Origin of the sequence: Pseudomaricurvus alkylphenolicus, assembly GCF_011683955.1 — a bacterium.
Lineage (GTDB): Bacteria > Pseudomonadota > Gammaproteobacteria > Pseudomonadales > Cellvibrionaceae > Pseudomaricurvus > Pseudomaricurvus alkylphenolicus.
This window is the reverse complement of sequence record NZ_JAAQPI010000004.1, coordinates 37,411-62,769: the sequence shown is the minus strand read 5'-3', so window position 1 is coordinate 62,769 and position 25,359 is coordinate 37,411. Positions and strand designations below refer to the sequence as shown.

The window sequence follows — 25,359 nt, the reverse complement described above, 5'->3', positions numbered from 1 at the left end:
CCCGGCGTATGCCGGGCATCCTGTTATAAGCCGGTCTTAGGCGTGTATTAGTTTTTTTGCAGTTCGGCAATAGACGCTTTGCTTGACAGTCGTGTTGGTTTGACAAATAATGAATCCGAATGCAATTCATGGTTAACTCCTAGTCCATGTTGTGTGATTGTCTGTAATCTTCCTTGATCGTTTTTTGCGGCATCTCCGCTAGTTTCGGAATGCCGCATTTTTTTCGAGACAGGTTGCATTCGAATTCAATAAGTGTGTACCAAAATCTTATACGCAAAACTGTTTCCGGGTCCCAGATCCTGTCTGCACCCGATTTTTTACCCAACAACGTGAATAACCGAGAGATATTGGAGAAGCAATCGATGGCCAGAATCCTGAAACAAGGTATTTCCGAAGAAGTAGCGCTGCAGACCAGCACTCAAGTGCGAGAAACCGTTGAGAATATCCTTAAGGATATTTCTGAGCGCGGTGATGTGGCAGTGCGCGAACTGTCGGAAAAATTCGACAAGTGGTCACCTGAGTCGTTCCGTCTTTCCGATGAGCAGATCCAGGCCTGCATCGACAGCCTCTCCGAAGAAACCCTGAACGACATTAAGTTCGCTCAGGAGCAGGTAAAGAACTTCGCCCGCATCCAGCGCGAATCCATGCTCGATGTGGAAGTGGAAACCCGTCCAGGCGTGATTCTCGGCCATAAGAACCTGCCCATGAACAGTGTGGGTTGCTACATTCCCGGCGGCAAGTACCCGCTGGTTGCCTCTGCCCATATGAGTGTGGCGACGGCAAAGGTGGCGGGTGTGCCCCGTGTGATTGCCTGTGCACCGCCGTTCAATGGCGAGCCCAATCCGGCCATCGTGGCTACCATGGCGCTGGCCGGTGCCGATGAAATTTACTGCTTCGGTGGTGTGCAGGCCGTTGGCGCCATGGCGCTGGGCACCGAGACTATTGCCGGTGTCGACATGATCGTTGGTCCGGGTAACGCGTTTGTGGCAGAAGCCAAGCGCCAGTTGTTTGGCCGGGTCGGTATCGATCTGCTGGCAGGTCCCACTGAAACTCTGGTGATTGCCGACGAAATTGGTTGCGATGCAGAGCTGGCCGCGACCGACCTGTTGGGGCAGGCGGAACATGGTCCCAACTCTCCGGCCATTCTGCTGACCAACAGTGAGCAATTGGCAAAAGACACCATGGTAGAAATCGAGCGCCAGCTGCAAACCCTGCCAACGGCAGAGATTGCCGGAAAGGCCTGGGCCGACTACGGCCAGGTGATTGTTTGCGACAGCTACGAAGAAATGGTGCAGGTGGCAGACGACATTGCTTCCGAGCACGTTCAGGTGATGACAGAGGATCCGGATTACTTCCTCAACAACATGACTAACTACGGCGCCCTGTTCCTGGGCCAGGAAACCAATGTTTCCTACGGCGATAAGGTCATCGGTACCAACCACACCCTGCCGACCAACAAGGCCGCTCGCTACACCGGCGGTCTTTGGGTGGGCAAGTTTATCAAGACCTGCACCTACCAGAAGGTATCGCCGGAGGCCACGGTAGAGATCGGTGAATACTGCTCAAGGCTCTGCGCGCTGGAAGGCTTTGCAGGGCACAAAGCACAGGCGGATATCCGGGTTAGACGTTACAAGAAGGACTAAAGGCTATGAGCACCTCTTTGCAAGGTAAGGTGGCGTTGATCACGGGTGCCGCGGGCGGTATCGGTTCAGCCATTGCCAGGGCGTTGGCACAGCAGGGCGTTCGTGTTATCGCCGGTTACAACAGCAGTCGTGACAAGGCTCAGGCGCTGTGTGATGAGCTGCCCGGCGACGGTCATATCGCACGTCTGGCGCCTGTTCTCGACAGCGCTGCATTGCAGGACCTTGCCAAAGAGGTGGCCGAGAGTTTTGGCGGTCTGGATATACTCATCAATAACGCCGGGATGACCCGCGTTGTGCCCCACGACGATCTGGACGCGCTGGACGATGAGGTTATCGACCAGATCTTTGCCACCAACGTTCGGGGTGCCTTCGCCTGCGTACGGGCGTTCCGATCACAGCTGGAAAGCAGCGAAGACGGATTGGTTGTCAATATTTCCTCTATTGCCGGTACCACCGCCGTGGGCAGCAACGTTGCCTATTGCGCCTCCAAAGCAGCGGTGAATTCGATGACAATGTCTTTGGCGCGTGCCCTGGCGCCTGCCATTCGAGTTGTGGCGGTGGCGCCGGGTTGGGTGGATGGCGAATACGCCAAGCGCGCAGACCCGGCTTACCTGCAGGAGCAGAAAGACAAAACACCACTGAAGCGCATCGCCCAGGCCGAGGATGTGGCTAACGCAGTGATCGCGCTGGCGACGACAATGACCTTTAACACAGGATGTGTGTTTCCGGTGGATGGAGGTCGGCCGCTGACCTGAGTCCGATACTCATCTAAACCTCCTATATCTTCCCGGTGGCGGTTCGCTATACTGACCAGGATTTCAGATCCTGAGTGAACACCAGTGACCGCCAACCAGCATTCCGCCTTTCCCGATCAATTCCAGCAGCAAGCCCTAAAGCTTATTTACGAGTTGATTCCCGTCACTTCCGCTGTTTTTTATCTGCTCGATCCTGATCTGCGTGAGCAGGGGGTTGCGCTGTATAACATGGATGCAGAGATGGAACGGGAATACCAGGATCGCTTTAAGACGCTCGATCCCCTCGACCCCCGCAAATTTCACGGAACTCAAGATCGGGTGGTCACCATCGATTCTTTGATGCCGTTTCATCAGCTTCGCCAAACGGTCTATTTTCAGGACTTTATGCAGCCCAGGGATCACCGCTATGTAGCGGATATGTTTTTGCGGCAGGAGGGCAGGGTCATTGCGGTGCTAAGCTGCCTGCGACAGGAATCCATGGAGCCCTTCAGTGAGCAGGAGTTGGTTTTGCTAAGGGGGTTGCAACCGTTTCTGGAATATTCGCTCAATCTTGTGTACCTGCCAAAGCGCGTGGGGCAGCGCCAATCCCTGAAAGACAAATACGGCTTTACCCGCCGGGAGCTGGATGTGTTGGAGCTGCTGATGACCGGTGCCACCAACAAACAGCTGTCCAGTGAACTTAACCTGTCCATGGCCACCGTAAAAACTCATCTCCAGCACGTGTTCCGCAAGGCTTCCGTCAGTTCCCGCGCCGAGCTGCTGTCCAGGGTCTTGCCGGACATCAGCTAAAGCCCATCGCATTATTGCTTCTCTCGTTTCGGCCCGGTTTATGGGTGAGCGCCAGCTAAAGGTGCAAAAACACATAAACCGGTGGGCATTCTCCCTACTGGTCATCACCAGGAGGATCTAAGCTGAGAACTGATAAAACACTGATTCAATGAGAGGAGCAAAGCATGGCAGGCGCCCGACCCGAACAAGGTTATCTGACCAAAGACAACGATCTGAGCAAGACCGAGCATACTCTCAATGCCATTGATGCAATGGTGGATGGGCTGAACGACCACGACATCGATAACATGGGGAGATTCTTTTCCGAAAGCTTCCGTTGGATGGGCAATGCGGGTTGCGGTTTTAAACAGGGTCTAAAGGAGTTTCAGGACAATTGGCAGCGGCCGTTTCAGGCGGCGTTTTCCGACAAGGTCTGCATCGACGAAGCGCGCATTACCCAGGGGGAATGGTGTGCGGCTTTTGGACGCCAGGAGGCGGTGCACTCAGGCACCTTTATGGGCATTGAGCCCACTCACAAACGCGTGGAGATCCGATACATGGATTTCTGGAAGGTGCGTGACGGCAAAATTGTCGACAACTGGGTGATGGTGGACTTCCCCTATGTGATGCAGCAGCTGGGTGTGGACCCCTTTAATGGATTTGGCTGGGAGCGCAATGATTCCGGCAAAATGCCGGTTCAAAACGGAGAGTGATAACGGGCGTTTCATAGACTAATCTTTGAACTGATGTCGCCGTTGGCGATAACAACCAAACAGGTCTCTGGAGGCCAATTCAATGGATGCATTTGCAACGGCGAGCGCGTTTTTCCACGCTTGCGAAAGTCTAAGGGGATGGGAAGGGTGCCGAGAATATGTTGCCGACGGGGCAACCTTTGAGTCTCAATGCGAACCGCTGACGGATATCAGCACCGTAGAAGCCTACTGCGAGTGGATGGCAGGGTTGGGTTCCGGTCCGCTGGCCGGCTGCAGTTATGAGATCAATGCCTCTTCCTATGATGAATCCACCCGCACCGCCATGTTCTTTGGCACCTTTACCGGTACCCACAACGGTGAAGGCGGGCCGGTACCGCCAACGGGCAAAACTGCGCGCGCTCACTATGTGTACCTGTTGACACTCGATGACAGTGGTAAAGTATGCCGTATGGTTAAAGTGTGGAACGCCCCGTGGACTCTCAACGAGCTGGGCTGGGCCTAGTCCCCCTTTGGCTTTGGCTGCTGTGCTGGCCGCTGGTCGATGCCGCCGCACAGCAGCAGGCGGCGCATAACCTTCAAATCAACTCCATCAACCTGGTCAGCGAAGCCTGGAAGGATGCCACCCGCAGTGACGGCACCGGCCTTTACTGGGAGTTGTTTCGTCTGGTCTATGAGCCTGTTGGTATTCGGGTAAATACCCAAATTCTTCCTTACGATGCCTCGGTGCATCACGTTCAGCGCGGCCGCTCGGACGCCTGGCTGGGCTCCTACATGAACGAGCAGCGGTTCGCCATCTACCCGGAGCATCACTTTGATTTTGACGTAGTGAGCGCCATGTTCCTGGAATCCAGGTTGGAGGGTTTTGATGGGCTGTCGTCATTGGCCAACAAGAAAGTCGCCTGGATCAAGGGGTATACCTACGACCGCTATATCGATGTTCCCATCAGAAAGGTAGAGTTGCGCACACGCAAGAGCATGTTGAGAATGCTGCATCGCGGGCGTATTGACTTCTTTCTCGACGATCAATTTGATATGACCGCGACTCTCGCTGAGAACAGGGAGGAGGCGGTGGGGCTGGTAAGTCGCGAGCTCCTGCAGCTAAAGCTCTATCCCGCTTTTGGCAGCAATGCTCGTGGCAGGGCGCTGCGGAAGTTGTGGGATGAGCGGATGGCGGAGATCAAGGGCGGTAAGTCCGTCAGGCAACTGTACCAGCGTTGGGGGTTTGAGTACCCCTTCAATTAAATTTCTAAAGCACTAATTGAGTTAAGCTCAATAAACTCCTATTCCTACCTTGAAGTCATATTTCAATTGGCCTATGATCGGGAAATTCTATTCCTTGTTAGGCACAAATACCGATTATATTGAGTTGAGATCAATATTGGTCCGGTGGTTGGAGCACTTGGATATGGGTAGCGCGCATCTGAGTCTGGATGCCTCCGCATCCGCAGTGGAGAAAAACCAGACTTCACCCGATACTTAGAGGGATATCGTAAATGACAGTGTTAATCCGGGGGCACCGTTGATGAAACAGCATCTTACCGTCAGCAGCTGCTACGTTCGGTCTCTGGTACTCTACCTCGAAAGAAGCGGTTATGACGTCGCACCCCTGTTAGAGCAGGCCGAAATAACCCGCGCTCTGCTGGCGGATTCTTATGGACGCGTACCCGGCAAATGCAGCAGCGCCTTGTGGCGCGCCGCGATGCAGGTAACCAGGGATCCATTGCTGGGCATTCGGGTCGGTTCCCAGATTCACGACACCGCGTTTAATGCCCTGGGCCCGCTGATGCTCAACAGCAGCAGTTTGGGTGAGGCACTGGAATATCTCTGCAATTACTTTCGCCTGCTGTCCGACAATGGCACCACAGCGCTTTTGCAAACCGCCGAGGGCTACGAACTGTTTCTGGCGTCCATCCCGATTCTGGCGCGGCCGGAAGATCAATCCTACGACGCCTTCTTTGCCATGGTGATGCGGTTTGTCGGCAAGCTGTTCGGGCGACCGTTTGCGCCCATCAGAATCGAATTTATTCACCCCGCTCCTGTCGACGCTGATGCCTTTGAGAAGCACTTCGGATGCCCCGTTCATTTCAATCGTGAACGCAATCTGATTATCTTCGAACGGGAGGATGTTGAGCGCCAGCTGCCCACCGCCAACCCGGACTTTGCGGTGGTGTGCGAGCAGTTTGTGATTGAAGCGCTGGCCCGCTCCAGCCGCGTCAATTTTGCTGCACAGGTGTTCTCGAAAGTCCTTAAACAATTGCCTCAGGGGGATTTGTCCCAAGAGCTTGTCGCCAAGTCTCTGAATGTCAGTGTTCGCACCATGCAGTTGCACTTGCAGGAAGAGGGGGCCAGCTTTAAGCAAATTGTCGATGTGGTGCGCCGGGATATGGCCGACAAATACCTGGCGGACGAACGCCTGACCATCAATGAAGTCTGTTATCGCCTGGGCTTCTCCTGCCCCAGTAATTTTGCCCGTGCGTTTCGCCGCTGGACCGGTGATACCCCCTCTGAATATCGGGAAAAATTGATTCCCGGTATGGGGCAAAGTGCCTCGGCCTGCTGACTATCCAATAAAGCCTCTTTCCCCGTCATCACCTCAAAATCGCGTAGCAGCGGGCTCCGACCGAGACCTCGTGCCACTATCACTGGAGGGTTACGGCTTAGCAATCCTCCCGGCGATCAATGGTCAAATTGCGCATTCGGAGCCTTCCTTTGCGCGAAATGAGCTTACCCCTGCCCGGCGCAAGTTCTACCATTTAAATACATTTCCAAGATAACAATCACCGACATAACGACAGACATTTAGCGAAGGTAAACCCTATGTATCGAGTTGAGTTGACCGAATCCTTTTTTCCCGCCCAACCGGGGCCGGCACTGCTGACCCAATCCGTGGGGCAAGCGCTGCAACAGGCAGCGGAAGATTCGAAAGACAAAACGGCACTGGTCGAGATGTGCCTGGATGGCTCCATCGGCCGCCGTTGGAATTATGGTGAACTCTACGAAACCTCGTTAACCCTGGCCCGCCGGTTGGCCGGTCGCTATCCAAAAGGAACCCGCATCGCGGTATGCGCCCATAATATTCCGCAATGGGTGATTCTGGAATACGCCGCTGCAATGGCGGGGTTGGTACTGGTCACGGTAAACCCCTCGTTCCAATCATCGGAAATCAGCTATGTGGTGGGGCAGTCCGGCGCGGTTGCACTTTTCTATGTGCCCAGCTATCGCGGCAATCCCATCGAAGGCATCGTCAAAGAGGTTCAGCAGCAACAATCGCAGCTGCAGGACCTGGTCAATATGCTGGACCCTCAAGAACTGTTCGGATCAGGCGAAGCACACGCGCCTGAGGCCGATTTACCCGAAGTAAAATCAGAAGACCCCATCCAGATTCAATACACATCCGGAACTACCGGTTTTCCCAAAGGGGCGATTTTGCACCATCGCGGTTTGCTCAATAACTCACTGTTAATTGGCGATCGCATGGGCTTAACCGACAAGGATGTGTGGATGAACTTTATGCCGATGTTCCATACCGGCGGTTGCGGTATTGGAACCCTGGCGGCGTTAAATGTGCGAGCCAGTATTGTATTGGTGGCCCAGTTCGATCCCGCTTTGGTCAATGCGGTGATTGAACAAGAGAAGGTGACCAGCTTTCTCGCAGTGCCCACCATGTTAGTAGGGCTGTTGGAAGAGCAAGCCGTTTCCGGGCGGGATTTAAGCTCGTTGCGTGCAGTTATTTCCGGCGGCGCCATGGTGGCCCCGACACTGGTGGAGCAAGCCATGGAGCGCTGGGGTATTGCCGTACAGGTGCTCTACGGGCAGACCGAATGCTCACCGGTGGCGGTACAGGCCTGGCGCGACGACAGCTTTGACGATCTTACCACCACCACCGGTCAGCCTTTGCCTCATACTGAAGTCTCGGTGCGTGATCCCTCAGACAATTCTGTGCTGCCAATCAATGCCGTCGGAGAAATCTGCATCCGTGGCTACAACGTCATGCACGCTTATAACGACAACCCCGAGGCCACTCAAAAAACCATCGACGCCGAGGGTTGGTTACACAGCGGCGATCTGGGCTGTATGGACGAGCGGGGCTTTTTAAAGATTACCGGCCGGGTCAAAGAGATGATTATTCGCGGAGGCGAAAATCTGTTCCCGGTAGAAATCGAAAATGCCATGGTCACCCACCCCGACATCGCCGAAGCAGCGGTTGTGGGTGTACCCGATCCCAAGTGGGGAGAACTGGCCTGCTGCTTCTACAGATTGGAAGACGGTGGTGAGGAACTGCCAATCACGCACCTACGCGAATACGCCCGGGAAAAGCTCTCCAGCCAAAAAACGCCAACTTACTGGGTGGGGGTGAGTGAATGGCCTTTAACCGCCTCCGGAAAGATTCAGAAATTCAAACTCAAAGAAGACATTGAAAAGGGGCGCTATCAATTGCTATCGGCTTGATCAGCGCTGAACAATAGATATAACAAACGAAGAGAGAAAGAGCGATGAAAACGAAAAAACACTTACTGAGCCTGACCATAGCTTGTGCCTGTGGTGTATACCTGCCGACGGCTTTGGCACAAACCGAAAAAGAGGCCAAGGCAACACCCAAGAGGGGTGCTGCCCAGATCATGCTTGAAGAGATTAAAGTCACGGCGCGCCGCAAGAGCGCTGCAGAGGAACTTCAGGATGTACCCGTTGCAGTGTCGGCATTGTCCTCCGAGCAGCTGGAGGCAGCCTTTGTTGAGGATCTGACCGAAGTGGGCGCCATGGCCCCCAACGTGGCACTCGACCCGGTAGGCACCGTTCCTGGAGCGGCATCGTTCTTTATTCGTGGTATGGGTGTTAACAGTAGTGTGATTTCAGACGACCCCGCCGTCGGTGTGTTTGTGGATGGCATGTACCTGGGGATTCCCTACGGCACACTCACGGATACTTTTGATCTGGAATCCGTTGAGGTATTGCGCGGCCCCCAGGGCACACTGTTCGGCAAAAACGTAACCGGTGGTGCAGTCTTGCTGAGAAGCAAACGACCCACCGGCGAATACGGCTTTAAGGTCAAGGCCGCCATCGGTGACTATGATCGCAGGGACCTCTCGATCGCTGCAGAAGCACCGCTTATTGAAGACAAGCTGGCGGCCAAGATTGCGATCTTGAGCAAGGATCACAGTGGCTACTTCGACAACGATGCGACCGGTAACGAAGTCGGCGACGAAAAGTCTCTGGTGATACGCCCCAGCGCCACCTGGACACCCACCGACGATTTCACACTGAACCTGATTGCAGAAATTGGTGATCAAACGCTCGACGGTGCCCCTGCCAACAGCACTATTGACAAAACCGGCAGCGCGCAAGTCAGTGTCGAAGAGGATCAAATGTTGCCCCACGACTTTGCTGCGGAATCCGACATCGAATGGAAGCAAGTGATTGCCGAAGGTGTGTGGGATCTGGAGCAGGGCAGTATTACCACCACATTGGCCTGGCGGGATTTCGAACAGAGTATGGGGGCGGATATCGACGGCACCGATCAGCCTGTTTTCCACTTCTCGGACCACAGTGGTGCGACACAGGATCAGCTGAGTTTTGAATTGGTCTACGCGGCCAGCATCAACGAACGCCTGGATATTACCAGTGGATTCTATTATTTCGATCAGGATGTGGACTATCGCGAATCGCGCATTATTTTCGGTGGTGCCGTGCTGCAGGCGGCCAACGGCAAACTCGAGCATTCGGCGATGGGTGCCTTTATTCAGGGGGACTACCGGTTATCGGATGAATGGTCGCTGACCCTCGGCGGCCGTTACACCCGCGAAGACAAGGATGCCTTGATCGCCAGTCTGGGGGAATGCAACTTCGAGGTGACGGAGTGTACCTACTCCCAAAACCCGGACGAAAGCTGGACCAGTTTCACACCCAAAGTGGGTCTGCAGTGGCGCCTGGCGGAAGAGGCTCAACTCTACTACTCCTGGACCAAAGGCTTTCGCAGCGGCGGTTTTAACCTTCGCAATGGTTCGCCGACTACCCCCGCAGGACCTTACGATCAGGAAGAGGTGCAGGCACAGGAGCTGGGCTTGAAGTGGGACTTTCTTGACGGTAACGGTCGCCTGAATGTGGCTTTGTACCGTAACGAATTTTCCGACTTGCAACGCACGGTGCTCGATCAGGAAGCGCGTCAGACAATTCTGAACGCGGCCGACGCAGTTATTCAGGGTGGCGAAGTGGACTTTACCTGGCTGCTGACAGAGCAGCTGGTGCTGATTGCCAGCGTAGGTTACACCCAGGCGGAGTATGACTCCTTTGAAGGGCTGGATGTGAACGGTGATGGCAGCGCCGACCCCGAGATCGCCAAGGACCTGGATCTGGTACGTGTACCGGAATGGAATCGCTCGCTGAGTCTTACCTATGATCTGCCCTTGGGGGATGCGGGGCTGCTGACGTTCCGCAGTGCCTACCAGTTTACCGACGAACGGGCGGGCAACGAGATTAACTCGTTCACCCTCGATCAATATGAGGTGTATAACGCCAGCGTGACCTACACCTCACCGGATGACAGTGTCAGAGTCTCGCTGTTCGGTAAAAACCTGAAGAACGAGTACTATGCACCATTGGGGTTTGATACCAGCCTGTTCCAGATTGAGTATGCGGCACCTCCGAGAACCTGGGGTGTGGAAGTGACCTACGAGTACTGATTTCTACTCTGCTTTTTGATATTTCTCATGTTGCACCAGGGGGGAAATGTGGTTCAATCCCCCTGGGCCGGGTATCGGTCGGTAGCAGCGTGAGGTGGATTTGAGCGAGTTTGAACTCCTGTTATTGGCATTTTTCAGTTTAGTGGCGGCTGTGGTCAGTACCTTGGCCGGGATGGGTGGAGGTGTGGTCTTGCTCGCCTGCACCACGCTGATTCTGCCGATTTCCGTAGTGGTACCACTCAATGGCGTGTTTATGTTGGGTGGTCAGTTGTCTCGCCTTTGGCACTTCCGTGCGCATCTCGACTGGCCCATCACCCGTGCGTTTATGATCGGTTCGCTGGTCGGGGCACTGGTCGGCGCTCAGGCCTTCAGCTTTCTTTCCGAGCAGACCCTGACCTTAGTGCTGGGCTGTATGCTGCTGGTGGTCGTCTGGTGCCCTCCCATCAAAGTTTCCATTTCCTTACCGCAGCCATTTATTTGGGTAGGCGCAGTACATACCTGGTTGAGCACCATCACTGGATTGGGTGGCCTGATGCAGGGCATTATGCTGCGCAGTCAGTTAACCCGACATGCAGTAATCGCAACGATTGCCGGCAGTTTGCTGATGATGTCGGTGTTCAAAACCATTGGGTTTATTTGGGTGGGATTTGATTATTCCCCTTATTTTCTGGCCATTGCGGTGGCGATTGCTTTTGGTTTTGCAGGCACCTGGTTGGGCAAGCTCTGGTTGACGCTGGTGTCTGAGGCGCATTTTCGGCAGCTGATGCAGTGGCTATTGACGGCGTTCGCGCTGCGGTTGTTGTGGTTGTCTTGGGTGAGTTTCAGTTCCTGAGCTGGCCGGGAAATCTGTTGGTTGCGTCGCATCTATCGTTGAGAATAAGAAGTGGTTCAGTGGCACCTATGGCCTACATTGCCAAAGGGTTGCGTCGCATCTACAGCCCTGATTGGCGTACAATTCGTCGTTTGATGTTTGGATAGAATTGTTGTGATCAGTTTCAAAGGCTATTGCTACCCCAAAACCGTTATTCTTCAGTGTGTTCGTTGGTACGTTGCTTACTGCTTAAGCTATCGTGACATCGAGGAGATGATGAAAGAGCGCGGTATTGACGTGGATCACAGCACCCTCAATCGCTGGGTTCTCAAGTTCTCTCCACTGCTTGAGAAAGAGTTCCAGAAAAGGAAACGTCGTCCAGGTGGCAGGGTCCGACTTGACGAAACCTACCGTGTGCCCGGAGTTCAGGGCAAGCACGGATGCTTGAATGGACCACGAGTCTATCTGAAATACATATGCGAAACGGCAAGAGCTAAATCGTATATGGCTATGCTTGGTTGTGCAGGCATATGAGTCTGAGCGGCAGTGACTCACCGTATGCTGGTGAGGTGATGTAACCCGCTGACAATGGGAAGTGAGGCGAATTCGTTAAGCCAAGATGCTTCTCTAGACTGAGTATTGGACGGATGAAGAACATGAACCGATTAATCCGTATCTATGGGCTGAATCGTCGCCACTGCCTACACGAGTTAACAGGCAGTATGACGCCGTATCCCTACTACAGGTAGGCGTAGGGATACCGATTTACCGAGTAATATGTATGTGTTCCGTAATGGATAAACGTAATAACACAATTCTACGTTTAGGCATCATCACCTTACAGCACGATAAGGTTAAAGACTGCGATCGGCATCCACCCCAATACGTTTGAGTTCAGATAGGTAAACCGGGGAAGGTCTGTCTGCATGCTAAGGGAGCATGACCCCGATGACAGGCAGGCTGGCGGAACGTCCGTAGTAGGGCTTTGTCGCAAATAGCGTCCAAGGAAATGGCTTCGTCAATTATGTTTTCGGTTAGTCTGCAAGACCATAGAAGAGTTGAGCGGGAGTCTTTGAAACTCCCGCTTGTTTTCTCATCTGACATTTCCTGATCATTCGTATCAGTTCAATACCGGCAAGCGTGCGTTGAGCGCTGAAGAAATTTTTGAATCCAAGCATGGGTTTGGTTATCCGTTTGACCAACCGGTGGTCCTGCTCGACCACGTTATTCAGATATTTGCATTGTCGAGTTTTAATCCTCTTTCCAGTGTCATGATTATACTGTCTGATTGCTGCCGTATTGGCACCACTTTTATCGATATTAATCAGACTGGGTCTACCGTTATTGCCGATAGCTTTGGAGAGAAATCGCAATGCAGATTTCTTGTCTCGTTTCGAAGTCAACAGAAAATCTACGGTTTCACCATCTCGATCGACGGCACGGTAATAGTATTTCCACTCACCCTTGACCTTCAAATAAGTCTCATCCATCCGCCAGCGAGTCCCAGGGTTACGCTTTCTTTTACGAAATTCAGCTAAGAGTAAAGGCGAATAATGAGATACCCATCGATGAATGGTACTGTGATCAACTGAAGACCCACGTTCCTCCATGATTTCTTCGAGATCGCGATAGCTCAATCCATAGGCGAGGTACCAACGAACACACTGAAGGATCATCTCGCGGCGAAAATGCCTGCCTTTGAATGAAATCGAGCACATCTGTCGTCCCCAAAAGGGGCAGGATTCTACCATAGCTGAAGAATTGCGACAGATCCCTTTCATTTGGAGGCCTGACACCCGACCGAGTTTTTTGCGACGGAGCCTGCAAAACTTCTCTATAGGATCAAATCACTAATTCCGCAGTTTTTGAGTAATTGTCGGTGCTTTGCCTATAGGTCTCATCGTCCAACAGGACTATGACAACCCGAAAGCATTCCTATACCTTTTGCAGCTTAGGAACAAAGCGCCTTAAGGTCAGAGAACCCAGTATGCCCCCAGAATTGCATCCAGCTTCAAACCGTACTGCCTTCACGATCCCTCAACTGATCGCCACGGCCGCCGAGCGTTTTGGTAAGCAGTTGTTTATTGAGGAGGGAGAGACGCGGCTCAGTTTTTGTGATTTCGCCGTACAGACTCGTCAGGTGGCCGCAGCCCTGATAGACCACGGCATCCAACCTGGGGACCGTATAGGCGTCTGGGCTCCCAATATCTCGGAATGGGTCATTGCCGCACTGGGGGCCCAATGCGCTGGTGCTATTCTGGTAACCCTGAACACCCGCAACAAAGGCAGCGAAACCGCCTATATCCTGCGCACCAGCGGGGCTCGACTGCTGTTCTCCGTCGGCAACTTCCTAGACTGCGACTACCCGGCCATGTTGGCCAACGAAGAACTGCCTGCACTGGAAGAGATTGTGGTTTTCCGCGATAGCGCTACCCCCCATACACGCTGGCAGTCCTTCCTGGAGAAGGGGAGCAGGACGAGCGCCACAACCGTCGACAAGCGTATGGCACACGTGAGCGGCGATGACATTTCGGATATCCTGTTTACCTCCGGTACCACCGGTAACCCAAAGGGCGTTATGACCTGCCATGCCCAGAACCTGCGCGCGTTCAAGAACTGGGGCGAGAATGTGGGGGTTATCGAAGGCGACCGCTACTTGGCGATCAATCCCTTCTTTCACACCTTTGGCTATAAGGCCGGAATCCTGGTCTGCCTGATCAAAGGGGTAACGCTATTGCCCCATGCAGTATTCGATACCAGGGAAATATTGAAACGCATCGCCACCGAACGTATCTCAGTGCTGCCCGGTCCGCCAACGTTATTCCAATCATTGCTCGCTCATCCAGAACTGGATAAATTTGATATTTCAAGCCTCAAATGCACAGCCACTGGGGCTGCGGCCATTCCCATCGAGCTGATCCGCCAGATGAAAGACCGCCTGGGCTTCGAGCGCGTAATCACCGCCTATGGGCTGACCGAAAGTTGCGGCATGGCCACCATGTGCCGCCCCGACGACAGCGCCGAGACCATCGCCACTACCTCCGGCCGGGCCATTCCCGATATCGAATTGCGCTGTGTGGACGGTAACAACAACGAAGTGCCCTCCGGCGAACCTGGCGAAATCGTGCTGCGCGGCTTTAACGTGATGAAAGGCTACTTTGACAATGACGCCGCTACTGCCGAAACCATCGACAGTGAGGGGTGGCTGCACACTGGCGATATCGGTGTGATGGACGAGCAGGGCAACCTGCGCATCACAGATCGCCTAAAGGATATGTTTATTACCGGCGGCTTTAACTGCTACCCCACTGAGATCGAAAACATTATCAACGGGCATCCGAACATTACCATGAACGCCGTTTTCGGCGTACCTGATGATCGCATGGGTGAAGTGGCCATGGTCTTTGTGGTGTTAAAGCCGGGAACCCAATTGGAAAACAGTGAACTGATCAGCTGGTGCAGGGAGAAGATGGCTAATTACAAAGTACCGCGCCAAGTGCGTTTTGTGGACGCTCTCCCCCTGAATGCCTCGGGGAAAGTGTCAAAACTCGAATTGAAAAAGATTGTGAGCAACTAATAGAGAATAGGGCACCTTCCTGGTACCCAAGAGCGATTACAAGGTTGTGGATACCTGGTACACTTTCGGCCTCCAGGGCACCGGCAGTAACGATATTGTGGTGGAAAACGCCTTCGTCCCCGAGTACCGCACCCACCGCTCGGTCGATGGCTTCCAAGCGTGTGGGCACCAACGACGGCGCCAAAACCGCCGAAGACCCCCATGCGCGAATGGCCGTCGCCCGTGCCCAAGCCTTGGTTGAGTAGCAAAAAATGAAGTTGCTTGCCAACTTCGAGCAGCTGATGAGCGACGCCCGCGAAGGCCAGGCCACTGATATAAACACACGAATCCAGTACCGTTATGAATCGGCTGCGGTGCCAGACGCCTGTTTGGCGGAAGTATTGGAACTGCAAAAAAATATGTGGCGGTTGCACCATTTTTACCAACAGTCCGCTGCAGCGCTTTGTGCTGGATACCGTATGTCACGAGTTGAGCGAAGCAGAGGGAGGTTACGTGATTGAATTGGACATCAAATCGTTCTTTGATGAGATGGACAAAAGCAAGCTAAGGGAGTTACGCCAGCGGCGAATAGGTGACGGCGTAATACTACGCCTGATTAATAAGTGGTTAAAAGCCGGAGTGCTGGAAGGAAACCAGATTCACTACCCGGAGACAGGTGCCTCTCAAGGTGGCGTCATCTCACCGATCCTGCAAATGTGTATCTACATCATGTTCTGGACGAGTGGTTTGAAGAGCAGGCGGCTCCACGGCTGCTCAATAAGGCCACATTCGTTCGGTTCGCCGACGACGGTGTGATCATTTTGAGAAACCAAAAGGACATGGACCGAGTGATGGAGGTACTGACAAAACGGTTTCGAGTTTTGGCCTGACCCAACACCCGAACGTACAAAGAGGTTATACGAATGGTACGAACTACCAATAGCAAAAATCAAGACCACTCAACCTGCGAAAGTGATGAAATGAGGAGCGGGATGCGTCAATCGCGCACGTCCGGATCTGCGGGGAGCGGCGAGGAGCAATCCCGCCGTTTACCCAACAATTCACACCAAAAACCCAAAAGCCAATACCTCACACTCAATAGCGGTATCAAACTACACTACACCACTATGGGAGAAGGTTTCCCGGTGCTGTTCCTCCAAGGCAGTGGCCCTGGCGCCAGCGGCTGGTTGAATTTCCGCTACAATGCCGCATTTTTTGCCAACAACGGCTACGACGTGATTATTCCCGACCTGCCCGGGTTTGGCGACAGCGACAAGCCCGAACTGGATTACACCCTTGATTTTTTTGTCGAGGTGGTACTGGAGTTTGCCGACAAGATGGACCTGCAACAGTTTGCACTGGTGGGTAATTCCCTTGGCGGAGCCATTAGTGTTGGCGTTGCACTGGCCCAGCCAGAACGAGTGAGTCACTTGATATTGATGGGCTGCGGCGCTCTCGAAGACCAACCCTATTACGGCCAGCATATGGAAGGTATCCAGGCCATGACCAAGGTACCTTTGGGGTCACCGGAATTTACCCCGACCTACTTGAAGGAAGTGCTGAAGCTGATTGTCTTCGACCCCAAGCATATCACTGATGAGTTGATCGAGGAGCGCTTCCGCGTTTTAAAAACCCAAAAGCCCAGTGTCTTCACACGTATGAGTACGCCTAACTTGACTGACCGTCTGGGCGACATCCAATGCCCGGTACTGGGATTTTGGGGTGCCAATGATCGTTTTTGCCCGCTAAGCGGGGCGGAAAAACTGGTAACCGGTTGTAACAACGCCCAAGTGATCACCCTTAGCAAGTGTGGCCATTGGGTGATGATCGAACACCCGGAACTATTTAACCAACGCAGCGTGGAATTTTTGCAGAACACCTGATAGCCGAGAATTGAAATACCATGAGCCTGAGAGAAGAGCAACGCTGTGAACTCAGCATGAACTCTACAACGCCCTGCGCGAATGCCGCACGCTCGCGCCACCGACCGACAGCTATGCGGATATTACTATTGAAGATGCCTACCGCATTTCCGATGTCCTGCGAGCCACCGAGTGCATTATGCCCTGCTTCGAGATTGTCGACTCCCGTATCGACGATTGGAAGATTAAGATCCAGGACACCGTGACCGACAACGCATCCTGCGGCGTGTATGTCATTGGTGAGGAAAAGATAGATCCGAACGCGGTGGACCTGCCGAACCTGGACGTTCAGGTTTACAAAAACGGAGACGCTATCAGCAGCGATAGGCTCCGCTGTCCAAGGCAACCCGCTAGGCCGGGCTCGCCTACACTTTGGGTGAGTTTGGCAGGCTCCGTCTCAAAGGGTGTCAGGCCTCCAAATGACAGGTCTGGTTAGTTTGCCAAGCCATAGAAAGTCTCAGCGGGAGTCTTTGACGCTCCCGCTTGTTTTCTCATCTGCGATTTTCTTATCATTCGAACCAGCTCGATTCCCGTTAAGGTTAGTAGTGTATTGAAGAAATTCTTGAACCCAAGCATTGGCCTGGTTATTCTTTTTATCAGTCGTTGAACCTGCTCGACCACGTTGTTAAGGTATTTGGATTGGCGAATGTTGACTCTCTTGAGAGTAGAAGCATTGTACTGTTTGATTGCAGCGGTAATAGTATTTCCACTGATCTCGAACCTTGAGATAGGTTTCGTCTATCCGCCAACGACCTACAGGGGAATGTTCTTTCTTCCGAAATTCTGCCAAAAGCAGAGTCGAATTGTGATTTACCCAACGATGAATAGTGCTGTGATCAACTGAAAATCCGCGTTCTTCCATGATTTCTTCGAGATCGCGATAGCTAAAGCCGTAGGCGAGGCACCAACGAACACATTGAAGAATCATTTCACGCCGAAAATGCCTGCCTTTGAATGAAATTGTGCCCATCGATCGTCCCTAAATGGGCTGAGATGTTACCACAACAATCCATTTTCGACAGATCCTGAAGGTTACATCGTGGAATAAAGCCGGATCGAAATCGGTTCGCGCAATCAATCCGGAGATGCAATGCGCGGTGTTCATGGATTGTTACCTCATTTGCTATCAATGCGCATGAATGGTTAATCGCAAAAAAGCCTATGGGGGTCATTCGCTGGCGACGTAGGTGGAAAGGAGATCCCGGTAGTGATTGCTATGCGCTGCGATATCCTCATCGGTTATCCGATAGGTATTGTGCAGAATCAGGGGTTTGTCGTAACTCATGCTGCAGAATTTTGCAGTCAACTCAAATACCTTTAAAAACTCCTCTACTGGGTATTCATTGCTGCCAGTTGCTCGGTAGGTTTCTTCGGGGCCTCCGGCGGTCACCGCCAACATCAGTTTTTTATCGACTAACGCCTTGCCGTGTTTTCCATAGGCAAAATTTCTCACCATCACCTTGTCCAGCCACTCCTTCAGCAGCGCCGGGCAGCTGTACCAGTAAAGCGGAAACTGCAACACAACGATATCGTGCGCGGTTAAATCGCGCTGTTCCCGCTCGACATCTATGGCGAAGTCGCCATATTCGGCATAAATATCTTTAATGGTGACGCCATCGATGCCGGTAATGCCATCGGTTAGCACTTTGTTGACTTTAGACTTTTCCAAGTTGGGGTGTGAGAGTACAACTAAAACATTTTTCACAGTGAGAAATCCTGCTTGGTCATTGATAGCTGGCAAATGTGGTTTCACATCGCTTTCGCGATGGCCCGCGTAGCGCGTCCATCCGGCAAACACTACCACGCCATATTGGCTCCTGGTGATCGCCCCTACCTTGCGGTTGTCATCGACACTTGAGTAAATGTCGGTATACAGTCGGTCATCGGGCCAAACCTTGGCCAGGAAGCGCCCGCCAATGGCTTGGAGCTTATCGGTAACGCATCGCTGGGTTGTGGCCTCGGTATTTAAGTCACATGGCCAGCACACCTTAATGCCTCGTGTAATTTTATCTTGAGTAAGTTGTAAAATACAAGTACTGCGTAGATGGCAGGTGACAAGAAGGTTGTTACGAAAAACCAGAGTAAATTCAATTTGGATGGCAAGGTAGCCCTGGCCACCGATATGATACTGCCCACGGACCCGGTGCGGCGCGAGAGGTTTGAGAGGGAGATGGTCAGTCAAAACCTGATGAAACGCCTGGCCGAGCCGGCGGATATGCACTTATAAAAACAATGCAATTAGTTTCTGAAAGAGGCAAGCAATGTTAGATAGTGCGCATCCGGGAACTCTAGCACATTGAAAAATAAGGAAATATTATTCTGCGGGTATAAAAAATCCCCTTAAAAGTTAGTATGTTAAGACGCGACCAAACCCATTAACTACCTACAAAAAAGAGGATTTACGATGCGAGAGACCCGCAACGCTCAGGCAAGTAAATTCGATTTTTACTCCCAACACGAGATTGGTCGTGAGCTGGAGGAGATCTCTGTCACTCTGGATGAGTTGCCAGAACTACTGCCAATGATTGAGATTGACGTATTTGAGGTGGGCGTAAAGGACACCGGTAGAATCGGCATGTCGGCCGAAAGTGTACTGCACTGTGCGCTGCTGAAACAGCACCGTCAATTGAGTTATCAGGCATTGGCCTTTCATATTGAAGACAGCTCAAGCTTTCGTAGCTTTGCCCGGTTACCGGCAGGCTTGATACCCAAGAAATCAGCGATGCAATTTAATATCAGCCGCATAAAGTCGGAGACTTGGGAGTTAGTAAATCAAACCATCGTTCGCCATGCTCTGAGCGAGGAGTGAGAGAATTGTGAGACGGTTCGCGTTGATAGTATCGTGGTTGATGCGGACATCCATGAACCTTCTGACAGTAGTTTATTGAATGATGGTGTGCGGGTGTTAACTCGCCTGGCCCGGGAAATATCTTGTGTTCGGGGGAAAGACAAGAAAAAGTCTTTATATCTAGAGATTGGAGATAGTTTCCTCGGTCTTAACCTTTGGGATACCTGCGGCCGTCGTGTCAGGAGAGTCTTTCTGGGTTTGCCTGTTGGTCAGAGCGGAATGTGTCGTCTCTGTGCTCGCATCCACCCAACTCGATCGCGAAAATAGCCTCCCGTGCTCATCCGAAAGTTCAGTCAAGGTCTCAATAAATTCAATCTTTCCGGCTATTTTTCCCAACGTTTACCCAGCTTTGTTATGGCGGTCAGACGAATACCGGCTTCAATGGAGAAAAAAGTTCGATACTCATGCTTCACATGAAACAGGCTCTCCATCGGCGTTGCTAACCAGTTGGCCGACGAGCGAAATAGGGGTCGTAGTGGTCTGTGGCCATGATATACGTCGGCGGGGCCAATCGACTGGCGCAATGTTCACCCAGCGCGCGGCGGAAGGCGGTTAGCGGCCCTTCCTCAATGGGGAGGGGAAAGCTGTAGCATTTGTCGATCGTCCGGCTCATATCGCTCTCCTCTGCCGCAGTAAGTTAATATCAACTTGATATAGTTATAAAATACAACTAGTATTGATGGCATCAGTTTCCGAGTGAAGGTAGTGAAGTTAAAGATGGCAGTTACGAGTAGATTCGATTTGATTGGTAAAGTCGCACTGATCACTGGCAGTAGCCGAGGCATCGGGGAGTCTATGGCCTTGGATTTTTCTGCCGCTGGCGCTGAAGTGATCGTAACGGGTAGAAAACTGCAGGCGGCCGAAGCGGTTGTTGACAAGGTTCGCCAATCCGGCGGTCAGGCCACTGCCTATGCCTATGATGCGACTCTTCAGGGTGAGCCTGAGGCACTGGCCGAAAATATTCGCCGAGACCTGGGGCGCTTGGATATTCTGGTGAACAATGCCGCCATACTGCGACCTCATACGGTGGAGAAGCTGTCCTACGAAGAGTTTGAAGAGATTTTTACCGTCAACACTCGGGCTGCGGTCTTTCTCTCAAAAGCCTGTTTCCCTTTGCTTAAGGAAAGCGAGGCGGCGGCAGTGGTGAATATCGCGGCAGCGGGAGCGCACCGACCACTGGGGGGCATAGGCGCTTACTGTGCCTCAAAAGCGGCCATAATTAATTTTACCAATACCCTCGCCAGGGAGTGGGCGCCAACCGGTATCCGTGTAAATGCGTTAACACCGGGTTCGGTGGCAACAGACATGATATTGCCGACAGATCCTGAGCGACGCGAAAAGTTTGAAAAAGATATGGCTGGCCAAAATTTGATGAATCGCCTCGCTGACCCGATAGAGATTGCACAGGCCGTGCGCTTTCTGGTGAGTCCAGCAGCTTCATTTATCACCGGGCAGACACTGGTTGCTGATGGAGGGTACCTGGCGTGAAGGCTCTGAATACTAAGTTGTGCCAGCTAACGGGAGTGGAATACCCCATTATTCAGTCTGGTATGGGCTGGGTTGCCAATGGGCAGCTGGCGGCTGCTGCTTCAAACGCAGGCTGCTTGGGTTCCATTGGGGCGGCAACTATGAGCTACAAGGAGCTGGCTGATGCGATCGCCTATGTCAAGGATCATACCACCAAGCCTTTTAGCGTTAATCTGCGTTCTGATTCACCCGATGTCTTCGAACGTGCGGATCTGATGATTAAAGAGGGGGTGAAGGTCGCGATTTTCGCTCTCGCTCCCAGTGAAAAACTGGTTAAGAAATTGAAGGATGAGGGGGTCGTTTGTATTCCTTCGATTGGCGCCGTTCGTCATGCTGAAAAGCTGGCCGGCTGGGGGGTGGACGCGGTTATCGTGCAGGGGGGGGAGGCTGGTGGCCACACCGGTGGCATTGCTACCACCGTGCTTCTGCCACAAATTGTCGGAGGCGTGGATTTACCGGTTATTGCGGCAGGTGGTTTCTTTGATGGTAAAGGGTTGATCGCGGCTTTGAGCTACGGTGCGGTGGGTGTCAATATGGGAACCCGCTTCCTGTTGACTGCAGAGTCTTCCGTGCCTGCCAATGTAAAGGCTGAGTATTTGAAAAAGACGGCGGGGGATACCGTGGTCACCAGTATGATTGACGGCCACCCGCACCGGGTTCTGCGTACGGAATTCATTGATGATCTGGTGAATACCCCTGCCTGGCAAGGTATGGCAAAAGCGTTGCTAAATGCTTTTCGCCTAAAAGGCACTACCAAAATGACAGTGAGAGATATGCTTAAGCAGGCACTGGCTATGAAGCGCAATCACGACTACAGCTGGATGCAGCTGATTATGGCAGCAAACACCCCGATACTGCTGGCCAAGACCATGGTCGATGGCGAGGTGGAGCACGGCATTATGTCGGGAGGGCAGTGTGTGGGTGTGATTGACAGCGTGCCTACCTGTGACGAATTAATGACAGAAATTATCAGTGGCGCTGAAGCTGTGTTGAGGAGTTTTCAGGGATGAGTAAAGAGGTACCCCCCTATCCCCAAGGCAAGAATATACTTGAGGGAAAAATGGCTCTGGTAACGGCCTCAGCCGGTACCGGTATTGGTTTTGCGACCGCCAAGCGTTGCGCTGAAGAGGGCGCAACCGTGATGCTCTCGGATATCCATGAGGGCCGCCTGAATGAATATGCCGAAGCCCTGGAAAAAGAGATTGGTCGAAAGGTTTATCGCCAACTCTGTGACGTACGCTCAGAAGAGCAGGTTGATGCACTGATCACCGCAGCGGTTTCGGAAATGGGCGGGTTGGATATTTTGGTGAACAATGCCGGTATGGGCATGACCAAACAATTGATTGACACCGAGACGCAAGAGTGGGAGCGACTTCTTGATATCAATCTCACCGGTACCTTCCGTGCTATGCGTGCAGCACTGCGGTATATGCAGGGCGCCAATCGGGGAGGGGTGATCATCAACTTGTCCAGTATTTGTGCTTGGCGTGCCGAGGCAGGCCAAACAGCATACGCCGCCTCCAAAGCCGGGGTGTTGGCACTGACCCGCTGTGCCGCTATGGAAGCCGCGGATTACGGTGTGCGTATTAATGCGGTGGTGCCAAGTTTGGCGCTACACCCTTATCTGGAAAAAGTCTCGAACGCCGATTTTTTACAGGAGTTGATTGAAAGAAACGAGGCTTTTGGACGCGCCGCGGAGACCTGGGAAATTGCGAATACAGTGGTATTTCTTGCCTCGGAGTACGCCAGCTATATGACCGGCGAATCACTCTCGGTAAGCTGCCGTCGAGCCTAAACATTATTGATATGAAGAGGAATTAAGAATGACCATTAGCGTCAGTATCAACGACAATATTGCAGAAGTGGTAATGAGCCACCCACCGGTAAACTCTATCACCGTTGGTGACACCTGGAAGCTCGACGAAATATTTAAAGAGTTGAGTGAAAAAGAAGGCCTACGCTGTATTATCCTGACGGCTGAGGGGCGCGGTTTTAACGCCGGTATTGATATTAAAGAGATGCAAAGTGTCGAAGGCTGGGATCATTTGTTAGGTTCTGGGGAAGCTTGCTACTCCTTGTTTCACAGTATTTACAATTGCAAAGTGCCCGTTATAGCGGCAGTGAACGACTTTTGTATGGGGTTGGGTGTGGGTATTGTCGCCAGCTGCGATATCATTATCGCTTCCAAAGTGGCCAAGTTCGGCCTGCCAGAAGTGGATAATGGTGCGCTGGGTTGCGCTTCTCATTTGGCCAAGCTGGTCGCGCCTATGAAGCTGCGTGAAATGTCGCTAACCTGTCGGCCCGCGACCGCCGAAGAGTTGGCGGCTTGGGGCAGTGTCGCCTATATAACAGAACCGGAAGATCTGATGGCCAAAGCGAGGGAAGTGGCTGGCAGCATCGCCAAAAAACAGAAGGATGTTGTGAAATTCGCTAAAGCTGCGCTTAATCATCTTGATGTATTTGAGCTGGATGCCAACTACCGCATGGAGCAGGGTTATACCTACCAACTTAACTTTATGGGAGACGGCGAAGAGGCTCGCAACGCCTTTGTTCGCGGCGAGCGGATTATTACCAGGTAACAGTATATGAGGTTACAAGATAAGATTGCTCTGATTACCGGTGGTGCTCGCGGCATCGGTGCCGCCTGTGCGGAAATGTTTGCTCGCGAGGGCGCCAAAGTGGCGATTGCCGATCGCCGTGCCGATGAAGGCCAATCCCTCTGCGCCGAGCTCAATAGTAAGGTGCCCGGCTCAGCGATATTTGTTGAGTTTGACATTAGTAATGAAGATGCCTGGGCCAAGGCCGTTACCGACGTTGAATCATCTTTTGGCAAGATCAATGTGCTGGTTAATAATGCCGGTATGATCCGTGTGATGCCCTTTGAAAAAACCGATGTTAGTACCTTTAAAAAGGTCGTTGACACTAACCTGTTGGGTACCTTCCTTGGTATGAAAGCAGTGCTTGAGGGAATGAAAGAAGCGGGGGGCGGATCCATCATTAACTTTTCCTCGGTCCAGGGGCTGGAAGGCAGGGAAGGGCTGGCGGCATATTCTTCCACCAAATTTGGTATCCGTGGTCTGACCAAGACCACGGCTATTGAGCTGGGCCCTTATGGTATTCGTGTGAATACCGTTATTCCCGGTCCCACACGGACCAAAATGACTGAGCGCCCGGGTTGGACGGATGAGCAATATAATGCGGCATATGGCAAGTATCCCCTCGGGCGTATGGCGTCGGCGTCGGAAGTGGCCAATGTGGCACTGTTTCTGGCCAGTGACGAATCGTCTTTCTGCACCGGTGGTGACTTTGCCGCAGATGGCGGCGTGTCGGTGGGTAAGCCACGGGTATGAGTAACGTCAGCTACGACTATTCCGATCGAGTGGTCTTTGTCACGGGCGGTGCCCGTGGCATCGGTCGAGCGATTTGTGAGGCTTTTGCGGCGAGTGGCGCACAAGTTGTGACCTGCGCGCGGCGTGAACCCGAAGAGCCGTTTTCGTCGCCAAAGATTGCGTTCCACTCCATCGATATCCGGGATGATAAGCAAACTGAAGCGTTTTTGGCCAAAATTGCTGAGCAGTATGGCCGTTTGGACGTGCTGGTCAACAACGCAGGCGGGTCGCCTCTGGCTCCCAGCGAGACGGCCTCAGTGGGTTTTACACAAAAAGTTATCGCGTTGAATCTTACCGCGCCATTGGTCCTCAGCAGTCAAGCTCATCGTTACCTTGCCAAGCAAAGGGGGGCATCCATCATCAATATCGCCAGTATTAGTGACCTGCGTCCGTCACCGGGGACGAGTGCCTACGGTGCCGCCAAGGCTGGCCTGGTCAATGCGTCGCGTAGTCTGGCGCAGGAGTGGGGGCCAGAAATCCGCATCAACTCCATTATCTGCGGCATGGTGGCGACGGAATTAACCGCAGAGCATTACGGTTCTGATGAGAGCATGCAGTCTATTGAGAGCACGATTGGCATGAAGCGTTTTGGTAAACCCGGCGATGTTGCACAAGCCTGTTTGTATCTTGCCTCCGACGGTGCTGCCTATGCATCGGGGGCCGCGCTAGAGGTCCATGGCGGCGGCGAAATAGCGCTTTCCGTTCAAAAAAGTTAAAGACTTAATTAAAATTCGATTCGAGATCAGCACT

At 52.7% G+C, this 25,359-nt stretch carries 24 protein-coding genes and 2 pseudogenes; 22 read left to right on the top strand and 4 right to left on the bottom strand.

Annotation, left to right across the window (positions count from 1 at the left end):
• Positions 1–362: 362 nt before the first annotated feature.
• From hisD to HBA55_RS37430, 11 genes and pseudogenes are all read left to right on the top strand, one after another.
• Complete coding sequence (gene hisD, locus HBA55_RS12165; RefSeq protein WP_166991215.1) at positions 363–1,643, top strand: histidinol dehydrogenase; 1,281 nt, start codon at positions 363–365, stop codon at positions 1,641–1,643.
• Between the two features lie 5 nt (positions 1,644–1,648).
• On the top strand, positions 1,649–2,398 hold the full coding sequence (locus tag HBA55_RS12160) for an SDR family NAD(P)-dependent oxidoreductase (protein WP_206019766.1): 750 nt from the start codon (positions 1,649–1,651) through the stop codon (positions 2,396–2,398).
• Between the two features lie 84 nt (positions 2,399–2,482).
• Positions 2,483–3,187, top strand: coding sequence for a LuxR C-terminal-related transcriptional regulator (locus tag HBA55_RS38030; protein ID WP_166991212.1), 705 nt, complete (start codon positions 2,483–2,485; stop codon positions 3,185–3,187).
• A gap of 164 nt (positions 3,188–3,351) precedes the next feature.
• Positions 3,352–3,879 carry an ester cyclase gene (locus HBA55_RS12150; RefSeq protein WP_166991209.1) on the top strand — a complete coding sequence of 176 codons (528 nt, stop codon included), beginning with the start codon at positions 3,352–3,354 and terminating at the stop codon, positions 3,877–3,879.
• An 82-nt stretch (positions 3,880–3,961) separates the two neighbouring features.
• Positions 3,962–4,381, top strand: a complete 420-nt coding sequence (locus HBA55_RS12145; protein WP_166991206.1) for a nuclear transport factor 2 family protein — start codon at positions 3,962–3,964, stop codon at positions 4,379–4,381.
• Positions 4,351–5,121 carry a transporter substrate-binding domain-containing protein gene (locus HBA55_RS12140; RefSeq protein WP_166991203.1) on the top strand — a complete coding sequence of 257 codons (771 nt, stop codon included), beginning with the start codon at positions 4,351–4,353 and terminating at the stop codon, positions 5,119–5,121. The genes HBA55_RS12145 and HBA55_RS12140 overlap by 31 nt, the downstream gene beginning before the upstream one ends.
• A 280-nt stretch (positions 5,122–5,401) precedes the next feature.
• On the top strand, positions 5,402–6,439 hold the full coding sequence (locus HBA55_RS12135) for an AraC family transcriptional regulator (RefSeq protein ID WP_166991200.1): 1,038 nt from the start codon (positions 5,402–5,404) through the stop codon (positions 6,437–6,439).
• Between the two features lie 257 nt (positions 6,440–6,696).
• Positions 6,697–8,328, top strand: coding sequence for an AMP-binding protein (locus HBA55_RS12130; protein ID WP_166991198.1), 1,632 nt, complete (start codon positions 6,697–6,699; stop codon positions 8,326–8,328).
• 44 nt (positions 8,329–8,372) lie between these two features.
• The gene (locus HBA55_RS12125) at positions 8,373–10,556 is read left to right on the top strand and encodes a TonB-dependent receptor (protein ID WP_166991195.1); all 2,184 of its coding nucleotides are present in this window, start codon (positions 8,373–8,375) and stop codon (positions 10,554–10,556) included.
• 100 nt (positions 10,557–10,656) lie between these two features.
• On the top strand, positions 10,657–11,388 hold the full coding sequence (locus tag HBA55_RS12120) for a sulfite exporter TauE/SafE family protein (RefSeq protein WP_166991192.1): 732 nt from the start codon (positions 10,657–10,659) through the stop codon (positions 11,386–11,388).
• Between the two features lie 153 nt (positions 11,389–11,541).
• A pseudogene (locus tag HBA55_RS37430) lies at positions 11,542–11,778 on the top strand (IS6 family transposase); the annotation flags it as partial.
• 623 nt (positions 11,779–12,401) lie between these two features.
• On the opposite strand, the gene HBA55_RS12115 reads toward HBA55_RS37430, so the two are convergent.
• A complete protein-coding gene (locus tag HBA55_RS12115) occupies positions 12,402–13,085 on the bottom strand; it encodes an IS6 family transposase (RefSeq protein ID WP_166991189.1) in 684 nt (227 codons plus the stop codon).
• Between the two features lie 269 nt (positions 13,086–13,354).
• On the opposite strand from HBA55_RS12115, the gene HBA55_RS12110 reads away from it, so the two are divergent.
• From HBA55_RS12110 to HBA55_RS12095, 4 genes are all read left to right on the top strand, one after another.
• Positions 13,355–14,944, top strand: coding sequence for a FadD3 family acyl-CoA ligase (locus HBA55_RS12110; protein WP_166991186.1), 1,590 nt, complete (start codon positions 13,355–13,357; stop codon positions 14,942–14,944).
• A gap of 251 nt (positions 14,945–15,195) precedes the next feature.
• Positions 15,196–15,444, top strand: a complete 249-nt coding sequence (locus HBA55_RS12105; protein ID WP_166991183.1) for a hypothetical protein — start codon at positions 15,196–15,198, stop codon at positions 15,442–15,444.
• Positions 15,437–15,739, top strand: a complete 303-nt coding sequence (locus HBA55_RS12100) for a reverse transcriptase domain-containing protein (protein ID WP_166991179.1) — start codon at positions 15,437–15,439, stop codon at positions 15,737–15,739. Before HBA55_RS12105 ends, HBA55_RS12100 begins: the two co-directional genes overlap by 8 nt.
• 176 nt (positions 15,740–15,915) lie before the next feature.
• Positions 15,916–16,806, top strand: a complete 891-nt coding sequence (locus HBA55_RS12095) for an alpha/beta fold hydrolase (RefSeq protein ID WP_166991176.1) — start codon at positions 15,916–15,918, stop codon at positions 16,804–16,806.
• Positions 16,807–17,277: 471 nt separating this feature from the next.
• On the opposite strand, the pseudogene HBA55_RS12090 reads toward HBA55_RS12095, so the two are convergent.
• Together HBA55_RS12090 and HBA55_RS37215 are read right to left on the bottom strand one after the other, a co-directional pair.
• A pseudogene (locus tag HBA55_RS12090) lies at positions 17,278–17,815 on the bottom strand (IS6 family transposase).
• Between the two features lie 198 nt (positions 17,816–18,013).
• Complete coding sequence (locus tag HBA55_RS37215; RefSeq protein ID WP_206019764.1) at positions 18,014–19,027, bottom strand: NAD(P)H-dependent oxidoreductase; 1,014 nt, start codon at positions 19,025–19,027, stop codon at positions 18,014–18,016.
• 222 nt (positions 19,028–19,249) lie between these two features.
• Here HBA55_RS37215 and HBA55_RS12080 point away from each other — a divergent pair, with 222 nt between their 5' ends.
• A complete protein-coding gene (locus tag HBA55_RS12080) occupies positions 19,250–19,654 on the top strand; it encodes a transposase (RefSeq protein WP_166991173.1) in 405 nt (134 codons plus the stop codon).
• 478 nt (positions 19,655–20,132) lie between these two features.
• Here HBA55_RS12080 and HBA55_RS12075 read toward each other — a convergent pair whose 3' ends face one another.
• Positions 20,133–20,306, bottom strand: coding sequence for a hypothetical protein (locus HBA55_RS12075; protein WP_166991170.1), 174 nt, complete (start codon positions 20,304–20,306; stop codon positions 20,133–20,135).
• 104 nt (positions 20,307–20,410) lie between these two features.
• Between HBA55_RS12075 and HBA55_RS12070 the strand changes: the two genes are divergently transcribed.
• The 6 genes from HBA55_RS12070 to HBA55_RS12045 are packed head-to-tail and all read left to right on the top strand — an operon-like array spanning position 20,411 to position 25,325.
• Positions 20,411–21,181 (top strand): SDR family NAD(P)-dependent oxidoreductase, encoded by a 771-nt coding sequence (locus HBA55_RS12070; RefSeq protein WP_166991167.1) that lies wholly within the window; start codon positions 20,411–20,413, stop codon positions 21,179–21,181.
• Positions 21,178–22,230 (top strand): nitronate monooxygenase, encoded by a 1,053-nt coding sequence (locus HBA55_RS12065; protein ID WP_206019762.1) that lies wholly within the window; start codon positions 21,178–21,180, stop codon positions 22,228–22,230. The genes HBA55_RS12070 and HBA55_RS12065 overlap by 4 nt, the downstream gene beginning before the upstream one ends.
• Positions 22,227–23,015: an SDR family oxidoreductase gene (locus HBA55_RS12060; protein ID WP_166991165.1), complete on the top strand. Its 789-nt coding sequence runs from the start codon at positions 22,227–22,229 to the stop codon at positions 23,013–23,015. The genes HBA55_RS12065 and HBA55_RS12060 overlap by 4 nt, the downstream gene beginning before the upstream one ends.
• Before the next feature lie 28 nt (positions 23,016–23,043).
• On the top strand, positions 23,044–23,799 hold the full coding sequence (locus HBA55_RS12055) for an enoyl-CoA hydratase family protein (RefSeq protein WP_166991163.1): 756 nt from the start codon (positions 23,044–23,046) through the stop codon (positions 23,797–23,799).
• Positions 23,800–23,805: 6 nt separating this feature from the next.
• Complete coding sequence (locus HBA55_RS12050; protein WP_166991160.1) at positions 23,806–24,570, top strand: SDR family NAD(P)-dependent oxidoreductase; 765 nt, start codon at positions 23,806–23,808, stop codon at positions 24,568–24,570.
• Positions 24,567–25,325 carry an SDR family oxidoreductase gene (locus tag HBA55_RS12045; protein WP_166991157.1) on the top strand — a complete coding sequence of 253 codons (759 nt, stop codon included), beginning with the start codon at positions 24,567–24,569 and terminating at the stop codon, positions 25,323–25,325. Before HBA55_RS12050 ends, HBA55_RS12045 begins: the two co-directional genes overlap by 4 nt.
• Positions 25,326–25,359: the final 34 nt, after the last annotated feature.

Bases quoted from the DNA above. Each gene is read 5' to 3' on its own strand.
- hisD (WP_166991215.1), top strand. From the start codon at position 363: ATGGCCAGAATCCTGAAACAAGGTATTTCCGAAGAAGTAGCGCTGCAG.
- HBA55_RS12160 (WP_206019766.1), top strand. From the start codon at position 1,649: ATGAGCACCTCTTTGCAAGGTAAGGTGGCGTTGATCACGGGTGCCGCG.
- HBA55_RS12150 (WP_166991209.1), top strand. From the start codon at position 3,352: ATGGCAGGCGCCCGACCCGAACAAGGTTATCTGACCAAAGACAACGAT.
- HBA55_RS12145 (WP_166991206.1), top strand. From the start codon at position 3,962: ATGGATGCATTTGCAACGGCGAGCGCGTTTTTCCACGCTTGCGAAAGT.
- HBA55_RS12135 (WP_166991200.1), top strand. From the start codon at position 5,402: ATGAAACAGCATCTTACCGTCAGCAGCTGCTACGTTCGGTCTCTGGTA.
- HBA55_RS12130 (WP_166991198.1), top strand. From the start codon at position 6,697: ATGTATCGAGTTGAGTTGACCGAATCCTTTTTTCCCGCCCAACCGGGG.
- HBA55_RS12125 (WP_166991195.1), top strand. From the start codon at position 8,373: ATGAAAACGAAAAAACACTTACTGAGCCTGACCATAGCTTGTGCCTGT.
- HBA55_RS12115 (WP_166991189.1), bottom strand. From the start codon at position 13,085: ATGTGCTCGATTTCATTCAAAGGCAGGCATTTTCGCCGCGAGATGATC.
- HBA55_RS12110 (WP_166991186.1), top strand. From the start codon at position 13,355: ATGCCCCCAGAATTGCATCCAGCTTCAAACCGTACTGCCTTCACGATC.
- HBA55_RS12105 (WP_166991183.1), top strand. From the start codon at position 15,196: ATGAAGTTGCTTGCCAACTTCGAGCAGCTGATGAGCGACGCCCGCGAA.
- HBA55_RS12095 (WP_166991176.1), top strand. From the start codon at position 15,916: ATGCGTCAATCGCGCACGTCCGGATCTGCGGGGAGCGGCGAGGAGCAA.
- HBA55_RS12080 (WP_166991173.1), top strand. From the start codon at position 19,250: ATGCGAGAGACCCGCAACGCTCAGGCAAGTAAATTCGATTTTTACTCC.
- HBA55_RS12075 (WP_166991170.1), bottom strand. From the start codon at position 20,306: ATGAGCCGGACGATCGACAAATGCTACAGCTTTCCCCTCCCCATTGAG.
- HBA55_RS12070 (WP_166991167.1), top strand. From the start codon at position 20,411: ATGGCAGTTACGAGTAGATTCGATTTGATTGGTAAAGTCGCACTGATC.
- HBA55_RS12060 (WP_166991165.1), top strand. From the start codon at position 22,227: ATGAGTAAAGAGGTACCCCCCTATCCCCAAGGCAAGAATATACTTGAG.
- HBA55_RS12055 (WP_166991163.1), top strand. From the start codon at position 23,044: ATGACCATTAGCGTCAGTATCAACGACAATATTGCAGAAGTGGTAATG.
- HBA55_RS12050 (WP_166991160.1), top strand. From the start codon at position 23,806: ATGAGGTTACAAGATAAGATTGCTCTGATTACCGGTGGTGCTCGCGGC.
- HBA55_RS12045 (WP_166991157.1), top strand. From the start codon at position 24,567: ATGAGTAACGTCAGCTACGACTATTCCGATCGAGTGGTCTTTGTCACG.